Annotated in this window: 20 protein-coding genes; 7 read left to right on the top strand and 13 right to left on the bottom strand. The window is 47.6% G+C overall.

Going from position 1 to position 20,522, the window contains the following annotated elements; all coding sequences use genetic code 11:
• Positions 1-19 precede the first annotated feature (19 nt).
• The 7 genes from K0C01_RS00430 (at position 20) to K0C01_RS00460 (ending at position 6,257) form a co-directional block, all read left to right on the top strand.
• The gene (locus tag K0C01_RS00430) at positions 20-1,201 is read left to right on the top strand and encodes a site-2 protease family protein (RefSeq protein ID WP_221170120.1); all 1,182 of its coding nucleotides are present in this window, start codon (positions 20-22) and stop codon (positions 1,199-1,201) included.
• Positions 1,202-1,505: 304 nt separating this feature from the next.
• Entirely contained in the window at positions 1,506-1,850 is a 345-nt protein-coding gene (gene trxA / locus K0C01_RS00435) for a thioredoxin (RefSeq protein WP_221170121.1), read from the top strand.
• A 311-nt stretch (positions 1,851-2,161) separates the two neighbouring features.
• Positions 2,162-2,530: a helix-turn-helix domain-containing protein gene (locus K0C01_RS00440; protein WP_221170122.1), complete on the top strand. Its 369-nt coding sequence runs from the start codon at positions 2,162-2,164 to the stop codon at positions 2,528-2,530.
• 138 nt (positions 2,531-2,668) lie between these two features.
• The gene (locus tag K0C01_RS00445; protein WP_255568323.1) at positions 2,669-3,988 is read left to right on the top strand and encodes an RNA-guided endonuclease InsQ/TnpB family protein; all 1,320 of its coding nucleotides are present in this window, start codon (positions 2,669-2,671) and stop codon (positions 3,986-3,988) included.
• Positions 3,989-4,092: 104 nt separating this feature from the next.
• Complete coding sequence (locus K0C01_RS00450) at positions 4,093-4,728, top strand: hypothetical protein (protein ID WP_221170123.1); 636 nt, start codon at positions 4,093-4,095, stop codon at positions 4,726-4,728.
• Complete coding sequence (locus K0C01_RS00455) at positions 4,725-5,312, top strand: hypothetical protein (protein ID WP_221170124.1); 588 nt, start codon at positions 4,725-4,727, stop codon at positions 5,310-5,312. Before K0C01_RS00450 ends, K0C01_RS00455 begins: the two co-directional genes overlap by 4 nt.
• Positions 5,313-5,405: 93 nt before the next feature.
• Positions 5,406-6,257, top strand: a complete 852-nt coding sequence (locus tag K0C01_RS00460) for a M14 family metallopeptidase (protein ID WP_221170125.1) — start codon at positions 5,406-5,408, stop codon at positions 6,255-6,257.
• On the opposite strand, the gene K0C01_RS00465 is transcribed toward K0C01_RS00460, so the two are convergent.
• The 13 genes from K0C01_RS00465 to acs (K0C01_RS00525) all read right to left on the bottom strand — a co-directional run bounded on the left by K0C01_RS00465 (position 6,258) and on the right by acs (K0C01_RS00525) (position 20,446).
• Positions 6,258-6,704 (bottom strand): UPF0179 family protein, encoded by a 447-nt coding sequence (locus tag K0C01_RS00465; RefSeq protein WP_221170126.1) that lies wholly within the window; start codon positions 6,702-6,704, stop codon positions 6,258-6,260.
• Between the two features lie 80 nt (positions 6,705-6,784).
• Positions 6,785-7,561 (bottom strand): DUF5803 family protein, encoded by a 777-nt coding sequence (locus K0C01_RS00470; RefSeq protein ID WP_221170127.1) that lies wholly within the window; start codon positions 7,559-7,561, stop codon positions 6,785-6,787.
• Positions 7,562-7,570: 9 nt separating this feature from the next.
• Complete coding sequence (locus K0C01_RS00475) at positions 7,571-8,236, bottom strand: DUF2110 family protein (RefSeq protein WP_221170128.1); 666 nt, start codon at positions 8,234-8,236, stop codon at positions 7,571-7,573.
• Positions 8,236-8,766: a transcription factor E gene (gene tfe, locus K0C01_RS00480; RefSeq protein WP_221170129.1), complete on the bottom strand. Its 531-nt coding sequence runs from the start codon at positions 8,764-8,766 to the stop codon at positions 8,236-8,238. The genes K0C01_RS00475 and tfe overlap by 1 nt, the downstream gene beginning before the upstream one ends.
• Before the next feature lie 50 nt (positions 8,767-8,816).
• A complete protein-coding gene (locus K0C01_RS00485) occupies positions 8,817-9,362 on the bottom strand; it encodes a tRNA (cytidine(56)-2'-O)-methyltransferase (protein ID WP_221170130.1) in 546 nt (181 codons plus the stop codon).
• A 93-nt stretch (positions 9,363-9,455) separates the two neighbouring features.
• Positions 9,456-10,712 (bottom strand): RNA-guided endonuclease InsQ/TnpB family protein, encoded by a 1,257-nt coding sequence (locus K0C01_RS00490; protein WP_221170131.1) that lies wholly within the window; start codon positions 10,710-10,712, stop codon positions 9,456-9,458.
• Positions 10,713-11,363: 651 nt separating this feature from the next.
• On the bottom strand, positions 11,364-11,582 hold the full coding sequence (locus K0C01_RS00495; RefSeq protein ID WP_221170132.1) for a DUF8119 family protein: 219 nt from the start codon (positions 11,580-11,582) through the stop codon (positions 11,364-11,366).
• A gap of 37 nt (positions 11,583-11,619) precedes the next feature.
• Positions 11,620-12,075 carry a universal stress protein gene (locus K0C01_RS00500; RefSeq protein WP_221170133.1) on the bottom strand — a complete coding sequence of 152 codons (456 nt, stop codon included), beginning with the start codon at positions 12,073-12,075 and terminating at the stop codon, positions 11,620-11,622.
• Between the two features lie 51 nt (positions 12,076-12,126).
• On the bottom strand, positions 12,127-13,824 hold the full coding sequence (locus K0C01_RS00505; protein WP_221170134.1) for a sodium:solute symporter family transporter: 1,698 nt from the start codon (positions 13,822-13,824) through the stop codon (positions 12,127-12,129).
• Positions 13,821-14,231: a DUF4212 domain-containing protein gene (locus K0C01_RS00510; protein WP_221171154.1), complete on the bottom strand. Its 411-nt coding sequence runs from the start codon at positions 14,229-14,231 to the stop codon at positions 13,821-13,823. Before K0C01_RS00510 ends, K0C01_RS00505 begins: the two co-directional genes overlap by 4 nt.
• Positions 14,232-14,300: 69 nt before the next feature.
• Complete coding sequence (gene acs, locus K0C01_RS00515) at positions 14,301-16,292, bottom strand: acetate--CoA ligase (RefSeq protein ID WP_221170135.1); 1,992 nt, start codon at positions 16,290-16,292, stop codon at positions 14,301-14,303.
• A gap of 333 nt (positions 16,293-16,625) precedes the next feature.
• Positions 16,626-18,338 (bottom strand): bacterio-opsin activator domain-containing protein, encoded by a 1,713-nt coding sequence (locus K0C01_RS00520; protein WP_221170136.1) that lies wholly within the window; start codon positions 18,336-18,338, stop codon positions 16,626-16,628.
• 140 nt (positions 18,339-18,478) lie between these two features.
• Complete coding sequence (acs, locus tag K0C01_RS00525) at positions 18,479-20,446, bottom strand: acetate--CoA ligase (protein WP_221170137.1); 1,968 nt, start codon at positions 20,444-20,446, stop codon at positions 18,479-18,481.
• Positions 20,447-20,522: the final 76 nt, after the last annotated feature.

The raw sequence follows: 20,522 nt of genomic DNA on the forward strand, positions 1-20,522 counted from the left end.
TCGATACACATGTTAAAATATGTTCAGAAGTTATCGGGTAGGTACATTATTTGGTATTCCACTGAAACTAGATATCTCACTTCTGATAGTGCTTCCATTTTTTACGGCGGTTATCGGGGCACAAATCGATCAGATCGTAGAGCTTCTTGACGGAGTAATTGGTCCAACAATTGACACAGATGCTCTGTCTGGAGGTCTGCTTCCGTGGATACTTGGATTAGCGGCTGCTCTTGGGTTGTTCGTTGGGGTTTTTCTACACGAACTTGGTCACTCGCTGGTTGCAATGCGATATGGATATGAGATCGACTCAATTACACTATGGCTTCTTGGTGGCCTTGCCCAGTTTACCGAACAACCACGTCAGTGGTCACACGAATTTTTGATTGCGATTGCTGGACCAGTTGTAAGCGTTGCGGTTGGAATTGTTTGTTACATTGGCGTGCTACTCATCCCAGAGAGTTTCGACTCCGTTTTGTTTGTGCTTGGATATTTAGCAGTACTGAATGTTTTCTTAGCGGTGTTCAATATGATTCCCGCATTTCCGCTTGACGGAGGAAGAGTCCTTAGATCAATACTTACAAGATCAAGTTCGTTTACTAAAGCAACAGAACGAGCTGTGCGTATCGGGAAAATTTTTGCTGTCGCACTAGGATTGCTTGGCCTGCTCACATTTAATATCTTTCTTGTGATTATTGCGTTTTTCATCTATATGGCTGGATCGGCTGAGGGACGGCACACTGTGATTGCGTCAGTGTTTGAAGATGTGAGGGTTAAAGAGGTGATGACACCAAAGGACCGATTCCAAACAGTGTCGCCGGAGCTTCCACTTGATGAATTCCTGAATACGGTAATGAACCACCGACACTCTGGATATCCGGTTGTTGAAGGGAACCGAGTTGTAGGTATCGTTACTATGAGCGATTTCAAGGAGGTGAGCCCTGATGAAAGACAAAAAAAGCGCGTCGCAGATGTTATGACACAAGATCTGAAGACAATTAGTGCAGATGAAAGTGCGATGGAGGCATTTACGGAACTATCTCGACAATCAGTCGGTCGATTGTTGGTCACGAACGACCGTAACGAAGTTGTCGGGCTGCTTACTCGAACAGATCTAATTCGCGCATTCGAGATTCTTCAGCAACGAAAACTTCAGCCCAGTAGTGAGGCAATCCAAGTCCCGCTTGAGCAGCAACAGAGGTGAAAATCTGAGCGTTAACAACCCCCGTGCACAGTAGTTCAAAACACCCGAAAGCCTGTATTCTAGCGACAAAGTTCCAACGAAATTGTAAACTGTATTTAAGGCTTCAGTGAGATACAATCCATACACATCCTATGAATCCATCTCGAGTCAATCCCCGGAGAAGTCAGCTTGTACCGCATAATTTCACCTAAGCAACACGCCTCAGTATCGAAAGGATTTCGTGATTTTTCCGAACCGACGTACAGTCTAATATTGTACTTTTTTCCCAAAACTATAAATTACTACAGATGTATATTTATAGTATATGTCGACTGATTCAACGCAATCATCAGCAGACGAGCCAATTCACATTACCGGATCATCACATTTCGATTCGGTCATTGAAGAACACAATCTTGTTTTAGTTGATTTTTATGCTGACTGGTGTGGACCGTGTAAGATGATTGAACCGACACTTGAGGTACTGGCTCAGGATACGCCTGTAACTGTTGCTAAAATTGACGTTGATGACCAGCAGCAAATGGCCCACCAGCACGGAGTGCAGGGTGTGCCAACTCTTAAGCTCTATTCAGGCGGTGAGGAAGTTGAAACGATGGTCGGAATTCAGTCAGAAGAACAACTTCGATCATTAATTCAGCAACATACCTAACACTTCTGCTCACGATCCCTGTATTTGACATCCATGGCCGAAGGCCGAGGGATTCCTCGATTGGTGATTTAGGCCGATTCTGAATCTGAAGCAAAATTCTCCTCGCAGGTACTCCGGTTTGTGGACCCCTCTTCGGTCGCTTGACTTCGGAGGAATCACGGCGAAGGTAGCGTACGGCGGATTGCGTCTTCATGTCTCTCGCTCAGATCCGTCCCTGAAGGGAGTGGGTTACCTCTCCAACTGTGTCATTGACATCGGCAGTATTTCGAGAGGTAACTATACTCAAAAATGTTCGGGAGTGACATACTGATATGGCAGATTCTGTTAAGGAATTTCTTGAGCAGACTCAATCATGTGAAGAAGTACTGGATTGTTTTCATGGTCTAAACGGTCTTGATAAAGAAGTATATGGTACTGTTGCCAATACAGATAGACCACTTACAGCGGAGGAGATTGGGGAACAAGTTGATCGAGATCGGTCAACAGCATATCGGTCGGCACAACGGTTAAGCGATGCTGGGTTCGTGACCCGACAGCAACAAACTGGATCCGATGGCGGATACCGATACGTATATTCGCAATCCGATACAGATACAGTAGCAGATGAGATGCAAGAGATGGTTAATGACTGGCAGCAGGAGATGACAAAATTGATTGAGTCATTCCGTCAGGAATATTAAACGATATGGGGCGTTTTAACTTTTACAGGCTACGTCCCCGTCCTCAAGGAGCGACCGAAGGGAGCGAGTAGGGCGGGGATACAGCCGTTCGCTCCTTTTCCCGAATGTTCAAGTGACAGGCAACCCAACAGATTAGCAGTGGTTGAGGAGACGTTCAAGTACGCTGCAACGCCGGAAGACGCCGAGACAGCTACTGCTGCATGGGCCGATATTCAAACGTGTCGGGAAGTATACAATCACGCGCTCACACAAGAATATCGGCCACGTCCCGACTCCGACAACCCGTCGTACACGGCAATGCAGAACAAACTCACCGGCCCTGACGGATGGAAACAGCGGTGGCCAGAGTGGAAGGATGTGTATTCCAAGTGCCTGCAAATGGCGATCCGGCGCATCAAACAAAGCGAAACAGTGCTTGAATCACTCCAAGACCGAGGGTACGACGTTGGACGGTTGAAATGGAAACCACCGCGAGAGTTCCGCAGCATCGTGTACAACCAGTCCGGTTTTGACGTGAATCATAACACGGACCGGGCTGGTCATGCGATTGTGAACTTCTCCAAAATTGGTGACTTCCATCTCAACTACCACCGCCCACTCCCCGACGACGGCGAGATTACACAAGTCATCCTGAAAAAAGAGAAAACCGATGACTGGTCCGTCAGCATTGTCGTTGATTACGACCCGGAATACCCGGACAAACCACCTGTCGAGAAGATTGACCCGGCAGATACAGTTGGGATTGATCTCGGCATCACGACGTTCATTCACGACTCGGACGGTCGGTCGTTCGAATCACTTGACGAACAGCGTGCCCGTGACCGAATCGAACGCCGACACCGCAATCTCTCCCGAAAAACATACGACTCGAACAACTGGAAGACAGCTCGGCGGAAACTCGCTCAGGCATACGACCGGTTGCAGAACCGTCGTGAAGACTACCGGGAGAAACTCGCCCATGAATACACCACTCGGTATGACGCAGTGTTTCTCGAAGACCTAGACGTGAAAGCGATGACAGAAGATGGTGGGAACAGTCGGAACATTGCATCGATGTCGTGGCGGGAAACGATTCAGGCATTCAAACGTCATGGGGAGAAAAACGGGTGTCACGTGATTGAAGTGCCGCCAGAAGGCACGACGAAACGCTGTTCACAATGTGGGTGTGAGACAGACAAACCGTTATGGGTACGTGAGCATTCCTGCCCGGCGTGTGGGTTCGAAGCTGACAGGGACTACAATGCCGCGCTCGAAATCAAGCGTCTGGGGCTGGAGCAACTTGGAGTGGAAGCACAGACGATGACAGTAGGTCAGGGCATGGCCGAATCAACGCCTGCAGAGACTGCGCTCCCTGGGGAGACTGAGGAACCATCCGATGATGTGTCTCCAAAGCGCGTCGTTGAACCAGGAAGCCCCTGCCTCAAGGAGCCGCCAACGGCGGCGAGTAGGCAGGGGTAGTTCACGATCAGTCAGTAAGGCATTTTGTCTGATTTTTCTGTAAAAATGATCTCTTCTTGACTTAAGACAAATAAGCTATATGCTGTCGGGGATCACTATATAATATGGCCTCTGACGGGGATTTTTTAACACGTCGTCAGATATTAGCAAGAGGCGCAGCATCTGTCGGAATCTCGGGAATAGCTGGAGCATTTTTGTCCTCCCCAGATATTCCAACACCGGAATCAGGGCAGAACAATAACACTGAACAAAATAACGAGGTAGATAGAGACGAAATCCCATATACAATTTGGCAATACGCCAATGAGTCTGATGGTTTTCGAGCAACAGCGCCAATTAATCTAGTATTTCCACTGGAAGATGCTACACAAGAAACTGTAATTGATGTGTTTCGGGATGCAGGATGGGTGGCATATCCAGCAGAATATCGACGGTATGGCTGGGACCGATCGGCCGAAGAATACAGATTACAGCAGTGGACTGGAGCAGAATCATTTTTTGGACAGGTGGGCCGGTACCATGTACGCTGTTTTGCAACAGATGGAACATTATCCATACAGGCACACCTAGATACTGCCCCACAGCCAACGCATGGAATTGCTTCCTATAGCGATGGAAAATCAGTTGTTGAGCAACTTTTTATCTCAGACGGCTGGGCGTGTGGCGAGGATGAGTTGTATCTTGGGAATGAACAAAGCGATCATAATGGATATGCAACGGTGATCAGACGATCAAAATGAACTGGGTAAATATTGATCACTCATTATTTGGGATCGATCGAAAGAAGACAAAGGCGGGAATAGCGGTGGTTGTTGTAGTAGGAATTCTTGTCATAACTGCATCGATCTTACAACGGATTGAAATTATTAACACAGCAACCGTCTCCGAACTCACGGATTCTGTGACAACCGTAGTAATCTTAATCAGCATTCTGATGACATTCATAGTATCAGTGATATATGCACTCTGGAATGGAGGAGCAGTATTGGCTGGGGCACTTCCTGTTGTTGCCCCTCTTACTGGATTAATAGTAAATGGGAGTCATACAGTCACTATTGATCTCGCAGTGGGATTATCGATGGGTGCTCTTGGGGCAGTATTAGCAACATATAGGCAGTACCAAACCATCCAAAACGATGGATGGTCTCATCGGTCAGTTGCTAACGGGATGGCGGTTGCCACAGGAATGACAGTAATTGCTGCTGCTGCAATGTACTCAGTTCAATATGGACCACACATTGGGGCAGCATATTATACGGGGATAATGGTTGTTAGTGGAGCGGTGATCGGAGTGGGCATAGCATGGTGGAAAATGCTATTTTGATATCAAACAGTTAAAATGGGATTTTGAAGTCAGTTGATAGATTTAGAATTGTTTCGAATATGATTTGTGAGTTGAAGATATTACTACGTACCGATGCGAATTCATACGGTAGGCGATGGTTCTCCAGAGGTTGCTATTATTGGTGGTATCCACGGAGATGAGCCATGCGGTGTGCAAGCGATAAAGCACGTACTTCATGCAGATGTCTCATTTAGTAGGCCAACTAAATTCATTATTGCTAATGAACGGGCATTATCACATAATACGCGGTATATTGATAATGACCTGAACAGAGTTTTTCCCGGAAGTCGACACGCACAATCACATGAAAAACAGCTGGCAGCAAGATTACTCAGCGAAATAAAGGACACAACAGTCCTTTCACTTCATTCTACACAGTCATATACAGAAGCTTTTGCACTTGTCTCAGAGTCGCATAGATTAGCACGGGAAATTGTACCAGAGCTACCAGTCACCGCAGCTGTTCGTCCGGGCGATTTTATTAATGGTTGTCTACTGCGAATGGGAGATGTAATTGAGGTTGAAACAGGCTTACAGCAGTCAAGGCAGGCAGTAGAAAATGCAAGGCAGATAATTTGGGCATTTTTACACGCCATGAATGTCGTCGAAGAGCCACAAGTAATCGACAGACAGACACTGTTAGATCCGACAACAGCAATCAAGACGGGGCCACGAGTACTCGAGGAAAGTGCAAACAAGGTACCAATGTTTGATATGGAACAGCCAATCCCAAAAGACCCAGGTATAGACTATACAATTCAAGCAGATAACTTCAGGCGGGTAAAGAAAGGAGAGACCTATGCAACGGCTGGTGGAAAGCCATTGGTGGCTGAGCGTCCATTTTATCCAGTTTTGATGTCCTCAGAGGGATACAATGACATCATTGGGTTCTCTGCGCAACGGACAAAATCAATAACGATGTGATTACTCGTCAGATGGCAGTAGTGCAAGTGTTAAGTCACGATCAATACGACAGTCTTCATGTGGTGGATCTCCGATAATCTCGCTGATTTTATAGTCACGGTCAAATGATCCTGCTTCTGGCTCGCAGTACTGATGACTTGGACACTCAGTGTATGGACACGAGCCAGGAAGTTGAACACGGCTGCCTGCATATGCATTTTTTGCATATATATTTGCGCGAATCGGTGCAGGTTCAACTTCAACGGCTCGAACCCCCTGGTCATGGACCTGACACTCTAGTGTTTGGGCGTTATCACGAGTATCGACCACGCGGTACTTGATATCTTCATCAAGGTTCAAGCACTGATTTTGATACGGACAACCATCACACGACGGACTGCTGCCGCGATATACAAATTCTTGCCCAGATTCAGCGAGCCGTGTTCCAATTAGCGTGACTGTGCTCATGTGTGGAATACCAACTGATACTATTGTATGTGTTGTAGCTATTTCCAAACTTCGGTTGTATCCAACAAGGGAAATGTGTATTACTTCTTTGGCGGGCCTTGATCCTCGTCATCAGTTTCTACATCTAGTCCTTGCTCTCGGCGCCATTCAGTAATCTGTCGTATTCGTCGCTTAAAGTAGAAGAATCCACCAATGGCAGTGACCCCTAAGACAGCAATCGTACTCCAGAAAAGCATCTGGGTTCGGGGTGTATAAAATCGCAGTGAAAGAGAGCTATCAACTTCCTCAATGTGCAGGCTCATTGTGTCATTCGCTTCATCAATTGTTTCATCAGATTGGCTTGGTGAGACACTACTGAGGAGGAAGTCTCCAACCCGGTAACCTTCTGGGAGTTCAACATGATATGTTCCCTCTACATACGCAGGAAGACTCAACTGTCCGTCAGATCGGGTTGCGGTAAACGCAAGTTTACCGTCTTCTTCTGGTAACATAATATGTAACCGGCCACCACTTTCTTCATACTCAAACTGATCAGGATTATCGGCGTATGTATAAACATCACCTGATGTAGTTTTGAATTGCAATGCTTCGACAGAAAGAGGGCTATCTCGAGTAAACGATTCTCGATATAGTTCGACCTCAGAAGTGCCATCAATCCGATATACAGCCTCAAACCTGCTGCTTCCAATCCATCCGCCTTCTTCGAGCGTCAAATCAGCATCAACATTATCGGAGACATTCCAGTCATACTCTTTTTCTTCAGCAAACGCCTCGTCATCGACAGACGACCCTAAGCATCCAGCTGTAAGAGCAATAAAGCCAACCGCAGCGAGCGTAAGGATAATTCGTCGGTTCATAGTCCTATCTCAAGGAACGACAGCGCGAAGTTCAGCTGGTAAATATTCACCAATCGCCGCAATTAATCCTGGCGGATCGGTATCTTCAGTGCAAATAATACTTTGTTCGAGCAAGCCGAGTCGTTCAACCGTGATAATATCATTCGCATGTCCGGCTCGGTTAACTGTTGCTCGAGCTTCTGACCGAGTTACACTGTTTACATTGACTCGTCCATTTCCACGTTGCCACTCATAAAGGCGATCACGTTCAGCATCAGTAAGAGAAGATGGAGACCCATATTCAAACTCCATTGGCAGGTGTTGTACGAGACCGAATCGTTCCCGAAGTTGAGATGGCTTTCCTGGCCCGAGTCCTAGCCGATCAGCTGGAATTTCAACGTTGGTACCGGCATCAAGGGTAATGCTCGTATCGCTCCATTCTTCTAGAGTGCCGATATATGTGTTACCTTCTTCAAGCTGGCTTGGAATTTCCCCGAATTCATCGCGAAGCAAGTTACGAGCAACGACTTCATCTGGGCCAGAGACAGTCACAGATGGGAAAGAATCATGTCGGAGTCCAATATCAACATCGACATCGAGATCAGTAAAGAGGTTATTCACAATCGACTCTAGTGATTGCATTGCACGTGTCTGTGCCTGTCCTTCAACGTAGATTTTTGTTGCAATAACGACCATCAGTTATCTGTATCCTTAGATATGTTTAGCTCATTTCGCAGTTCGGAGATGCGCTCATCAATGGCGCTAATCAGCTGTTCGTTGTCCATCGGCTCAAGTGGCGATCCACATTCCGGGCACTCAAAGCCAAATTCCATTGCCTCGTCGAATTCAAATCGAATTGAATCGATTTCACAAAGGTAGAATTCATTTTGCACTTCGTAGTCACGGCGTTCGTCAAGGGCCTGTTCAAGACGCTCCATTTCTTCCTCTAAGTTCTGTGGAATCTTCTCATATTCAAATGTCCAGAGATATGTTAGCCATCCAGAGTCTTCATCCCGAAGTCGGCGGTATGATGCGAGATCATTCTCATAGAGAATAAAAAGGGCGCGGCGAACATCGTTCAATTCCATATCAAGTTGCTGAGCAAGTTCTTCGTCGGTTACTTCTCCGTCCGGCGGAGCAGCAGCAACTTGCATTCCCTGCGGTCCAACCAACTCATGCAGGTACTTTTGAATTACAGGATCCTCCAGAAGTTCCTCAAAAGCCATATCGGAATGTGGCTTCCAGACCGGTTAAAAGCATCGAAGCACTTGATGGTTCAATTGTCGTCTATGACGTCTTCAACTTTTTTTCCAGTTTTTTTGGGAATAACTTTCTTTTCAGCACTTTCCCAGGACCGATCTAGCTCATCACCATCGAAAAGTCGGTCAAGGAATACTGCTAAGGCAGCAATTTCAGAATGTGGTTGGTTTGTTACGCCAATATTCCAGTCAGCTTGCTCGTACACTTCAAACGGGACTTTCCCAGCACCAACTACGATCATCAACGGGTCTTCCTGTATTGATTCCTGGATATCTTCTTCAACAGACTGTACTGGCTCTCCGTACATAGTTAGATGTGCAATACTCCCATCCCAGCGACGTAATCGGCCGAGTAACTCATCAGTTTGCTCTATCTCGAATGGACCCCCAAACCGATTAGTTACGTCCGTTGCCGTCTGAGCTGCATCTGATGCCTTATCAGGGAGAATTACTCTATCTGCTCCCAAAGCCCGAGCCGTCAGAGCAACGTGGGTTGTCATCCGCTCATCTCGTCCGGGACGATGGCTCAATCGAAGTACTACAGTCTCCTCATATTCGTCCATATGCACATATAGTCAAAGCGGATTTTTAGTTGCATCGTCACCGATTGACATCCTCCTCCGCCTGAAGGCGGAGGAATCCCAAGCGTTGGGATATTACGGTTTGCAGACTCCCTGTTCTCTCGGTGTGAACCGTCCGCTCTCGCGGTCGAACAGGAAGACTCCGGGCTGTGCCAACCAGCCGTTACTCATATCCCCCGTTGGGGGACTCTGAGTTATCTTTCTGCGAATGTTCACTGCACCGTTCACGTCCGCGTTCATCGTCGTCTCACACGACTCACAGACGTACAGCCCGCGCTCCACGCGGTTCGCATCTCGAATTTGCCCGCAACACGAACACGTCTTTGAGGTGTTCTCCTCGTCTACCCGGTCAACGAGGATACCGTGTTCTTCGGCTTTGTATTCGAGGAGACGGGCGAATCGGTCGAACTCCCATCCGTGGAGTTTCTTGTTCCCAGACTGCCCCCACTCCCACGAGTCACCGTTCTCATCCTCGCGGATGTCGCTGAGGTCGCCAACCGCGATCTTCTCCACGCCTTCGTCGACACACCGCTCAACGATGTGTTTCGAGAGCGTGTGGAGGAAATGGTCTTTGCGTCGAGAGAGTTTCCGGCGAGCCTTCAACGCACGTTTTGATGGGCCGTTCTTGCCTTCGGTCTGGTACTCCTCGCGGGTAAAATAGTGCTTGTCCTCTTTCAGCGTGTTCCCCGGATACAGTTCCGAAGGGCCGTCCTCGTAGTCGATGGCGAGGTAGTTGCTGATACCGAGATCGATACCCGCAGTGTTGTCGCCGGGTGCGTCTTCGACTGGAATCTCTTTCTTGCAGACGAGGTGGAGTTCCCACTCGTCTCCGTTCCAGACGGCACGCACCTGCTGGATGTTCTCGACTTCTACGTCGGGGCGGGTTTCGTACTCCGGGAGGACGAAGTCTGACCGTCCGTCTTTCAGATTCCAACCTTTCGAGAGGCGGAGTTGACCGTGTTTGGCGTCGTGTTTGATACCTTTCTGTTTCCACGTCACGGTGGATCGCGGGTGTCGGTCGCCACGTTTCCGGTAGCCCGGTGGGTTGTTGCCGTCGTCGGAGTTATACCACCCGTTGAACGCCTCAGCAAGCTCTTCAAGAACTCGCTGACTTGACTGAGAATGCAGGTCACTATAGCGTTCGTGGTTTTTCAACTCCGATTTCAATTCGGCTTCATCGGGTATCTCACCATCGTCATCCCACCGTTCTTGGATGTAATAGCGTCCGACGTTCCACAGTTTCGATGCAGAGAACCCGCACTGGTCGAGGTCGTCACGAACCTGACTGTAGTTCGTGATGCGTGCGACATAGGTGCGGGTCGTCTCCAGCATCGTACTGTGTTCATAACTAGTTATGAACTAGGGTAGATTAACTACTACGTTTGACGTGGAATATCCGGGCCTGTCGGTGCCGGCGGAATGTGTCACTAAGTGACGGCGCGTATCCACGGCCTGAAAGCCGTGGTATTGCGCCTGATCCGCCTATAAGTGAAGAACCATGTTAATTAGCTCATTCCGATTGCACGCTCACAGCAGTTCCAGTCACTTCAGGCGTTGATTTGAACTGTCCCATCCCTGCTCGATTATGACAGTACAATAGAGTCTGACCACAGGTAGTCACTATGGTCCACACTCATAACTAGATCCTGTCACAACTTGTCGTTGATTGATATGCTACCCGACTATATTGATTGGGCTGTGCAGACGGTATGTCCACACCATACTCGCTCCATTCGGTCGCTGTTTAACCACGGAAGACTTACTGTGAACTACCCCTGCCTACTCACTCACGGCTATCGCCGGTCGGTCCTTGAGGGTGGGGGCTTCTCTCACAATCTGCTAACAGATTAACACTTACAGGCAAGGTCTGCATCTTCAAGGAACGACCCGCATCAGTGGTGAGTGAGTAGAGGTGGTTCACAAACAAATGATGCAAATAGCAACTAGTATCAAGTTTTGTTGTTAGTCAATGAGGACGATACATCAGTCTGTGTTCTCAAGGGCAAGTTCAAGCGACCAAAAAAACGCAAAGTAAGCAACAATGCCAGTTGCCAACAAGAAATAGTACGCCCAATCTGGTCCATCGACAAACTGGAAAATACCATGGATCAAAGTTACCCATGCGATGGCAAATACAATATCGACAAACATCCCTCGTCGATTTTCTTGAACGTGTGCTTTGAGTTGTTCGACAATGCCCATTCTTTACCCCTATGTGAAATTTGTATGTGGAAGTGAACTAGTCGTTGACTTTTACCACGAGGACAGGAACATCAGAAACGCGGATTACTTTCTCAGTGACACTCCCAAGTAGCATACGGCGGACTCCTGACCGACCGTGAGATGCCATAACGATAACATCAATATCGTTGTCTGTGGCATAATCGTTGATACTGGCATGTGGACGGCCAGCTCGTGCACCTTCAATGCATTCGATACCGCGTTCACTTGCCTGCTTGGCAATTTCTCCGGTTGCTGACTCGACGCGTTTGCGGATTTCGTCCATCTCTTTATATCGGCCTTCTTTGATACGCTGTACTTGCTCTGTTCCAAGCCCGATATCGACTGCTTCTAAGTCAATTACGTATAGGGTATGGATCGTTGCATTATATCGATCCGCAAGTTCGAGTGCGTGATCCAGAGCTTTCTGTGACGTTTCGCTTCCATCCGTTGGAATGAGAATGTTATCGTACATTGTTAATCAACTACTATATATGAATTTATTTGGCTAGTTATTTATGAGTATTTAATCATCCGACGATTCTTCGATCCCACCATCTGTGGCAACGTCCTCTGCACTGTCCATCTGATCCATTGGTTCAGGACTGTGACACTGACGCACAAGTCGCTTGACATCTTCTGGTGGATCTTCGGTCACAAAGGATACGCCAATGATCACTGCGAAGACAATTGGAACACCAACTAGTGCAGATGAAACTCCCGGAACGGTCTCAGCCAGCGTTGGGATTAATGCATCAGCTGCTTCGATGTTTGCGGGATCAACCCCTTCGATGTACATTGGATAAATAGTATCGTTGATAATTGCACCAAAGGAGATGAACATCCCAACCAGCATTCCAGTGATTGCTCCTTCGCGAGTCGTGTTCTCCCACCAAAGTCCGAGGAAGAACACAGGGAAGAAGATACATCCAGCAATTGCAAACGCCATTGCAACTAGTTCACCGATGAGTGCCGGTGGGTTAAGGCCAATCAACGTCACCAGAATGCCGACTGCAAGGATCGTGGATCGACCAACGATCATCTGTTCTCGTTGTGTTGCGTTAGGCTTGTACAGGTTAGTGTAAATATCATGAGCGGCTGCAGATGAGGCAGTAATAAATAGCCCGGCAGTTGTAGCCAAGGCAGCGGCGACAGCTCCAGCAGCGACAAGTCCAACTAGCCACTCTGGTAGCCCAGCGAGCTCGGTCGTTAGAACGACAAGAGCGTCAGCATCCTCACCCGACATGTGCATGAAGCCCTCACCTTCCCCGCCAGTTGCCACAAGACTCGATTCATCATACAGGATGCCACCAAAGACAGCGTAAATAGCTGTTCCCCAGTAGAGGATACAGATGAAGAACAGTCCCCAGACGGTCGACCAGCGTGCTGTGCGTTCGTTCTCAACTGTGTAGAATCGAACTAGAACGTGAGGAAGACCACAAGTACCGACAATGAGACTGAATGCTAATGCAATCCAGCCATAGTAACTCGTAAAGGCGAATGGTTCGACCAACTGTGTCTCAATATCAGCAGCAGCAGCAGTCTCTGGTCCTGCTTCGAGGTACGGGAACACAGTTGTCCAGCCCTGACTCCAGCCGGTTGCATATAGGCCGACAGTAAACGCGATAATGAGGATAATATACTGGACAGCCATGTTCTTCGTCGTTCCAAGCATACCCGAAAGAACAACATATCCAATTGTCACAGCCATCAGTAGGATGACACCGACCTCATACGAGACACCGAAAATATATCGACCCATTAGTCCCATTCCGCTTGCCTGACCAATTGCGTAGACAAATGCAATTGCGAGCGTTGTGAATGCCGCAATAGCACGGGCGCGTGAAGAATAAAATCGATCGCCAACAAAGTCAGGTGCGGTATACTTTCCGAATCGACGGAACTGTGCTGCCATGAAAATTAGCAGCAGGAAGTATCCAGTTGTCCATCCAACGACGTATGCTAATCCAAAGTACCCAACTGTTGCAACCAAGGCTGCAACGCCAAGGTATGAAGCAGCACTCATCCAGTTTGCACCAATTGCCATTCCATTTTCAACAGGTCCGATCGATCGTCCAGCGACCCACAGTTCATCAACGGCAGCAACGCGGAAGAAGTATCCAATGCCAAGGAACAGGGTCAGCATGGCTGCTACCAGAATAGTTGGGACTAAACGAAATTGATCAACCTCAAGCGCCGTATCCAACAGGACAACCTCAATCATTGTGATTCACCTCCATCAGTAGCAGTAGATGCTTCAGCCTGTTCAGCAGCCTCTGGGTCGTGAGAAATATTGTACTTCTTGTCGAGACGGTCACGTTGCCATGCGTAGACAGCAGCAAGGACCAAAGCGCCAAGCGGTGTGAATATCGCTCCAGCAAAGAAGTGGAGTGGATAGCCTCCAAGGATTGACGTTTCGGTCATGAACTCCTCAGCGACCCACGTTGCCGTTGTTGGGCCAAACACAACAAGCACCCACGCAGCAAACGAGATCCAAATAATTCTTAGATGATCTCGCATGAACGGCGTTGCCGGCTTAAATAAGTTAATTTCTTTTTCAAGATATGCTTCTGTCGCTACACCCCCATCTGTTTGTTTTTCATCAAAATCTTGGTTGTTATTCTCTGACATTTTGATACGTACCTCCATGATTGACTGTCATAGTTTGAGATTTGAGAAATATTTAGCAGACGTTACGACCTATTCTCCGTGTACTTTTTCTCGAATTTGTTCAGGAACACTTGGATCGCGAAGCGTTGAGGTATTACCAAGAGACTCATCATTTGAGATCTCCTCCAGCAGCCGGCGCATGATTTTACCGGAGCGTGTCTTTGGTAATTCATCGACAAAGATGACATTTGCTGGACGGGCAAAGGCACCAATCTCATCCTCAATTGCTTCGTAGATTGCTGATCGAACCCCATCAGATTCTTCGACGCCTTCGCGAACAGTTACATAGACATCTGGAACCTCGCCTTTCTGATCATGTTCGCGAGCAGCGACAGCTGCTTCTGCAACATCAGAAACCTCAGCAGCAGCAGACTCAAGTTCCATTGTACCAATCCGATGTCCGGCAACATTCATTACATCGTCGAGACGACCCAGAATGCGGAAATAGCCGTCAGTTTCGTGTACCGCTCCATCGCCAGCTTTGTAGTTCCAGTCACTCCAGTCGCTACTTTCAGTATCAGAGAAATCCTCCCAGTAAGTCTCGATAAACCGCTCATCGTCACCATAAACTGTCTGTAGCATGCCTGGCCACGGGCGTTTAATAACCAGATTACCAGCCTGTCCGGTCGCTGGTTCAATTTCTTCACCCTGATCATCAACTAAGCCAGCCTCGATTCCAGGACACGGGATACCAGCACTACCTGGTTTCATGTCTTTAAGTGCTGGAAGGTTGGTAATAAGGTGTCCACCAGTTTCAGTTTGCCACCATGTATCAACGATAACTGCATCCTCGCCGCCGATATGCTCATAGTACCACTCCCAGACCTCTGGTTGAATTGGTTCCCCAACAGTTGTGAGATGTCGGAAATCAAAGTCATAGTTCTCTACAATTTCTTCGCCCCATTTCATGAACATCCGGACAGCTGTTGGAGATGTATGGAAGATATCAACATCATACCGCTCTGCCATCTCCCAGATGACACCCTTATGTGGTGCATCAGGAGCGCCTTCGCGCATTACTGATGTCGTACCCAAGGAGAGTGGCCCATATACAATATATGAATGACCTGTAATCCATCCGATGTCAGCAGCACACCAATATGTGTCTTCTGGCTTGATGTCTAGAACATATTTTGAGGTTCCAGTAGCATACGCAAGGTACCCGCCAGTACGATGTTGACACCCCTTCGGCTTGCCAGTTGTTCCAGAGGTGTACATCAGGAAAAGCGGATCTTCAGCATCACGAGAAACAGGATCAACACGAGCACCTTGGAAGTCTTCAAGAAGCTCTTCTGCAAGGATATCTCGACCATCTTCCATTTCGGCTTCCTCGTGAAGGTTTTCAGGACCATGGCGAGTCCAAACAAGAACGTCGTCAACATCCGTTTCAGCCATTTCAACGGCTTGGTCGGCTTTTTGCTTATGATGAAGGAATTCCCCACGTCGATAGTACCCATCTACAGTTACAACGATATCACTTTCTGTATCATCAATACGCGTCGCAAGTGCATCTGCGGAGAAGCCAGCGAACACCTCAGAGTGCGGAGCTCCGATGCGCGCACAGGCAAGCATTGTAATGGGGAGCTCCGGAAGCATCGGCATATGCAGGGTTACGACATCATCCTCTTCAACACCCAGATCTTTGAGGGCAGCTGCTACCTCATTGATCTCCCGGTAGAGGTCCTGATAAGCGATACGACGGCGCTCGTCAGTGTCTTCGCTTTCCCACAAAAGCGCGGTCTGATCTCCCCGTTCATCGAGATGACGATCAACGCAGTTGTATGAAGCGTTTAGCTTGCCCCCTACAAACCACTCAAAGAACGGCGGGTTAGAGCCGTCAAACGTCTCATCCCAGTATTCATCCCAGTCAAGAAGCTCGGCATACGCCTCAAATCCTTCTGGAAACTCGTCAAACTGATCGTAGATGGCAGGATCAGAAGCATTTGCCTGCCCTACGAACTTTGCTGGTGGCCGGTAGTAGTCTCGGTCACCAAGTTTTGCTTCGAGTTCATCATCCGTCATAGTCAATCACTTTCCGATTGTGTATATACAAACAACCAACTAAACCCCTGCGCTAAATAGCTTAACAAAAATCATAGTCGAATTAACTATTACACCTAAATAAATGAACACTACTGGCACTTCAGCCGCGGGATATTCTACTAAAACCGAAAGACGGCTAGTGGTTCAAAGTATTTTAACTTATCCAAGCTATGTCCCTGTCCTCAAGAAGTGACCGAATGGAGCGAGTAGGCAGGAGTATTTCACCCACAGATTAGTGAGATACAGAATGGTAGAGTTCATATATTATTATAAATTCAAAAGGTAACGAATACTTCAGTCTATGAAAATACATTAATTCGTATTCTCGGAGTCAAGAGCGACAGATAACAGCCGATGTAATCCCTGGCGCAGATGCTTGTGAAACGTTGGAGATGAAATATCAAGCGAGTCAGCAATCTCTTCAGCTGTACTACCACGTGGCCAGTCGAAGTAACCACCAAAGAATGCTGCCTGCAAAACATCTTGTTGTCGTTCATCAAGTTCACTGTTTATTGATCGGTCTACCGGTTGAGTAATAGAAGAAGGTCTCTCCCGAGTACGTTTTCCAGCAAGTTCAGTTTCTGGAAAGTGGGATCGAAGGTCATTGGTGATTGAACGAACATCTGTCCCCTCAGGGTAGTGAACTACAAGCTGGGCCGTATTGTCGTCAATTGATACAGAGTCAATGTTACCTCCAGCATCCAATAGTACTGAAATAGGAGAGGTACCCGTGATGGTTAATTCAAAAGATACAGACTCTGTGCCTCGTTCAATAAGCCGATATTCCTGGATATTGGAGAGGTCTTCAGTGCTCCTTACGACAACAGAAGGATCTGCACACTCAATAGAAACAAAACAAATAAATTCGGCGTCATCAACGCGAATTAATGACTCAAGTTCCACAGGACAGGTGAGTTCACGACTAAGTTGGATGAGAGGGGCATTTGGACTTTGGCAAGCAAATTCGAGTTCAGTAACAGCATCGGATTCGATGAGTGCCTGTCGCCGGTTGTCTGAAATAGTTCGTGCAATTTGTTGCCCAAAGAGTGCCAATTGATCCTGCTCATGTGAAGGTATTGTTCTCCCCTCAACAGGGAATACAGCCATGACACCAGACGGACGTTCGTTTAAATGAACAGGGACAAAAATGACCTGATCGGTGGTAATTTGATCTGCGATTTGAGATACCGGAGTTGCCAAGTGCACAGATGAAGATTTTAAAATTGCTTCTCTGATGTTTTCATCAATGGAAGAGGCAGAGCGTCGCGCATCTTGTAGACCGATCCCATCAGCGGTTTGGACGTGAATAGACGAGTATTTGGGCCCCCATCGTGCAAAGTAAGCTCCGATATAGGCTTCTTTCTCAGCAATCGTCTCGCACACTTTTTCAGTCAGTTTAGAGTTAGATGTAGTGTCGATCACTTGTTGCATTGCATGGGTGAGTGTCTTCGTGCCTTCAGAGGCAGCGGCTGCTGTGGTCTCATTATTAGCAAATGCAGAGACGATCTCCTCAGTATCTACTGAAGGAAGGTACTCAGAAAGAGGTCCATTAATTTCCCATCCACCGACCGAACACAGAACCCGGAATGGGATTTGCTCATCGAAGAGAGCAGAGTAAGCAAAATACTGACGGAGAGTCTGTCCAGTAACTGCAGAGAGAGACCGCTTGCCAGTTTGTTTTGCAGCTCTGTCAGCAGTTTCATCAAGAATCATCTGTACTCTTCGGGAAGAAATATCGATCAGTGGCTGGTCCTCGTCAATGCCTCCGCTGTTGGCATAGCGTTCAATTTCACGTCGTAGAGAAGTTGGCAGATAGGCAGTTCGGCCATTAACGTGCAGCACAAATTGAGGCGGGGTTGCTTGAACACGTTCGATATCCGCAGGACAGATAGTGGGAATCTCAGAAGTTGTAAGTCCAACCTCTCCAGCAAGGCGGATAATAAGAGCAGCGCGATGAGTAACAGCAGCATCACGTAATGCTGTATAGTCTCCGGTAGTGAGAGGTCGTCGAGATGAGTTCGTCATTATTTCGCTTTTATTGTATATTATGAAATAGCTTTCGGGACAGAATTAAAAATCAAATTTTCCATATACGGTGTCGAGGGCGCTATATGGAGATTTCATTTTGTATTTGGTTCGCTATATTTTCATAAAGCGAAATGAACTTATTTCTCACTCAGTGCTGATTCAATTTCTCCGACAATTTCCGGGTTCCGTAGAGCGGAAGTATCACCGTACTCATTGTCGTTGGAGATATCTTCAAGCAGTCGGCGCATAATCTTTCCAGAACGTGTTTTTGGTAGGTCCGGCGTAATAATGACTTGGCCAGGATGAGCAAGTTCACCAACAGCATCCTGAATTCCCTGTTTTACTTGTTCCCGGATATGCTCTTTGTCGATTTTTCTATCCTGCTCTGTTGTGACGTATGCAAATACAACTGTTCGGCCAGCCTCATCTCGGCCACCAACAACGGCAGTTTCAGTAACGCCTTCGATATCAAGAATTTGAGACTCAATTTCAACAGTACGGAGTCGACGACTAGAAACATTGATCACATCGTCAACCCTGCCAAGAAGTCGAATATATCCTTCATCATCATATTGCGCGCCGTCACCAGTGAAGTAGGCCCATGTGTCAGTATCTGGGTCAGAGAACCGCTGCCAGTATTCTTCGATAAACCGATCGTCGCCACCATGAACAGTTCTGGCCATGCTTGGCCAAGGTCGATTAACAGTTAGGTATCCAGCTTGGCCTGTATCTACTGGATTCCCATCAGGGTCAACGACCTGGATATCATTACCGGGCAATGGGGGTCCAGCGGCTCCTGGCTTCATGGTGTCAACGCCGGGTAGGGTAGATATCATGATACTCCCTGTCTCGGTCTGCCACCAAGTGTCGACAACCGGAGTCTCGCCGTCTCCAAACGTTTGTCGGTACCAGTGCCATGCATCACTTCCAATTGGCTCTCCAACAGTCCCAAGCAGACGAATTGAGGATAGGTCGTAGTCCGTATCTGGAGGGTGTCGTTTCATCATTGACCGAATCGCTGTTGCCGATGTGTAGAAAACGTTAATATCGTACTCATCAATGACAGATTCAATATGTTCTCTGTCCGGCGTATCCGGAGCGCCCTCATACAACACGGTGGTAGCACCTAGTGCAAGGGGTCCATAAACAGTATATGAGTGTCCAGTAATCCATCCAATATCGGCCGCAGTCCAGATTGTGTCACTGGAATCAAGATCAAGTACTGCTTGTGTGGTCCATGCTGTCTGTGCAAGGTATCCACCAGTAGAGTGTCGAACCCCCTTCGGCTTACCGGTCGTCCCAGAGGTATACATTAGGAATAACATATCCTCGGCGGATCGACTTACCGGATTAACTTCTGTACCAGTGAAAGAGTCGATGAGACGTTCATAATCGTGCTCGTTATCATGGAGTGCATGCGGATACTCATCTCCTAATCGGTCAACCACAATGGTTTCGTCAACAGAGTGGTCTACTTGCAGAAGAGCGTCATCAACGCGCCGTTTCTGATTGATGGCATCACCACGTCGATAAAAACCATCACACGTGATGAGGTACTCCGAAGAAGCAGCATCAAGGCGTGTGGCAAGCGCATCAGCTGAAAAGCCCGCGAATACAACAGAATGTGGCGCACCAATACGGGCACACGCAAGCATCGCTATAGGTAATTCCGGAACAACGGGGAGATATATGGTAACAACATCGTCCTCAGACACTCCAAGATTTGACAATGCTGCTGCTAATGCATTTACCTCATCATACAACTCCGAATAGGTGTATGATCGTGTCTTGCCTAAGTTACCAATCCACTCGATGGCTACATTATCAGCATCTACATGACGGTCAATACAGTTGTAACATGCATTTAATTCCCCATCTGGAAACCAGCGGTAGAAGGGAGGGTTTGAATCATCCAGGATTGTCTCATACACTGTATTCCAGTCAAGAAGGTCGGCCGCCTCAGTCCAACACTCTGGCCACGACTGATTAAATGATGTTCGAATATCAGACTGATTAATATTTGCTTGTGCTTGGAACCACTCAGATGGTTCAATAGCTGCAGGATCACCTGAGGATCCGTCCCACCCAAGGTTCGTCTTCACCATCTGTTAATGGTTACACACCCGATGTGGTATAACTATTGCTTCTGATGAAATTTGTTACGGATATGATTGTTGTAAA

The sequence above is a fragment of the Salinarchaeum sp. IM2453 genome (assembly GCF_019693215.1).
Taxonomy (GTDB): domain Archaea; phylum Halobacteriota; class Halobacteria; order Halobacteriales; family Salinarchaeaceae; genus IM2453.

Coding starts and splice junctions, on each gene's coding strand:
- K0C01_RS00430 (WP_221170120.1), top strand. CDS start 20: ATGTTCAGAAGTTATCGGGTAGGTACATTATTTGGTATTCCACTGAAA.
- trxA (WP_221170121.1), top strand. CDS start 1,506: ATGTCGACTGATTCAACGCAATCATCAGCAGACGAGCCAATTCACATT.
- K0C01_RS00440 (WP_221170122.1), top strand. CDS start 2,162: ATGGCAGATTCTGTTAAGGAATTTCTTGAGCAGACTCAATCATGTGAA.
- K0C01_RS00450 (WP_221170123.1), top strand. CDS start 4,093: ATGGCCTCTGACGGGGATTTTTTAACACGTCGTCAGATATTAGCAAGA.
- K0C01_RS00455 (WP_221170124.1), top strand. CDS start 4,725: ATGAACTGGGTAAATATTGATCACTCATTATTTGGGATCGATCGAAAG.
- K0C01_RS00460 (WP_221170125.1), top strand. CDS start 5,406: ATGCGAATTCATACGGTAGGCGATGGTTCTCCAGAGGTTGCTATTATT.
- K0C01_RS00465 (WP_221170126.1), bottom strand. CDS start 6,704: ATGAGCACAGTCACGCTAATTGGAACACGGCTCGCTGAATCTGGGCAA.
- K0C01_RS00470 (WP_221170127.1), bottom strand. CDS start 7,561: ATGAACCGACGAATTATCCTTACGCTCGCTGCGGTTGGCTTTATTGCT.
- K0C01_RS00475 (WP_221170128.1), bottom strand. CDS start 8,236: ATGGTCGTTATTGCAACAAAAATCTACGTTGAAGGACAGGCACAGACA.
- tfe (WP_221170129.1), bottom strand. CDS start 8,766: ATGGCTTTTGAGGAACTTCTGGAGGATCCTGTAATTCAAAAGTACCTG.
- K0C01_RS00485 (WP_221170130.1), bottom strand. CDS start 9,362: ATGGACGAATATGAGGAGACTGTAGTACTTCGATTGAGCCATCGTCCC.
- K0C01_RS00490 (WP_221170131.1), bottom strand. CDS start 10,712: ATGCTGGAGACGACCCGCACCTATGTCGCACGCATCACGAACTACAGT.
- K0C01_RS00495 (WP_221170132.1), bottom strand. CDS start 11,582: ATGGGCATTGTCGAACAACTCAAAGCACACGTTCAAGAAAATCGACGA.
- K0C01_RS00500 (WP_221170133.1), bottom strand. CDS start 12,075: ATGTACGATAACATTCTCATTCCAACGGATGGAAGCGAAACGTCACAG.
- K0C01_RS00505 (WP_221170134.1), bottom strand. CDS start 13,824: ATGATTGAGGTTGTCCTGTTGGATACGGCGCTTGAGGTTGATCAATTT.
- K0C01_RS00510 (WP_221171154.1), bottom strand. CDS start 14,231: ATGTCAGAGAATAACAACCAAGATTTTGATGAAAAACAAACAGATGGG.
- acs (WP_221170135.1), bottom strand. CDS start 16,292: ATGACGGATGATGAACTCGAAGCAAAACTTGGTGACCGAGACTACTAC.
- K0C01_RS00520 (WP_221170136.1), bottom strand. CDS start 18,338: ATGACGAACTCATCTCGACGACCTCTCACTACCGGAGACTATACAGCA.
- acs (WP_221170137.1), bottom strand. CDS start 20,446: ATGGTGAAGACGAACCTTGGGTGGGACGGATCCTCAGGTGATCCTGCA.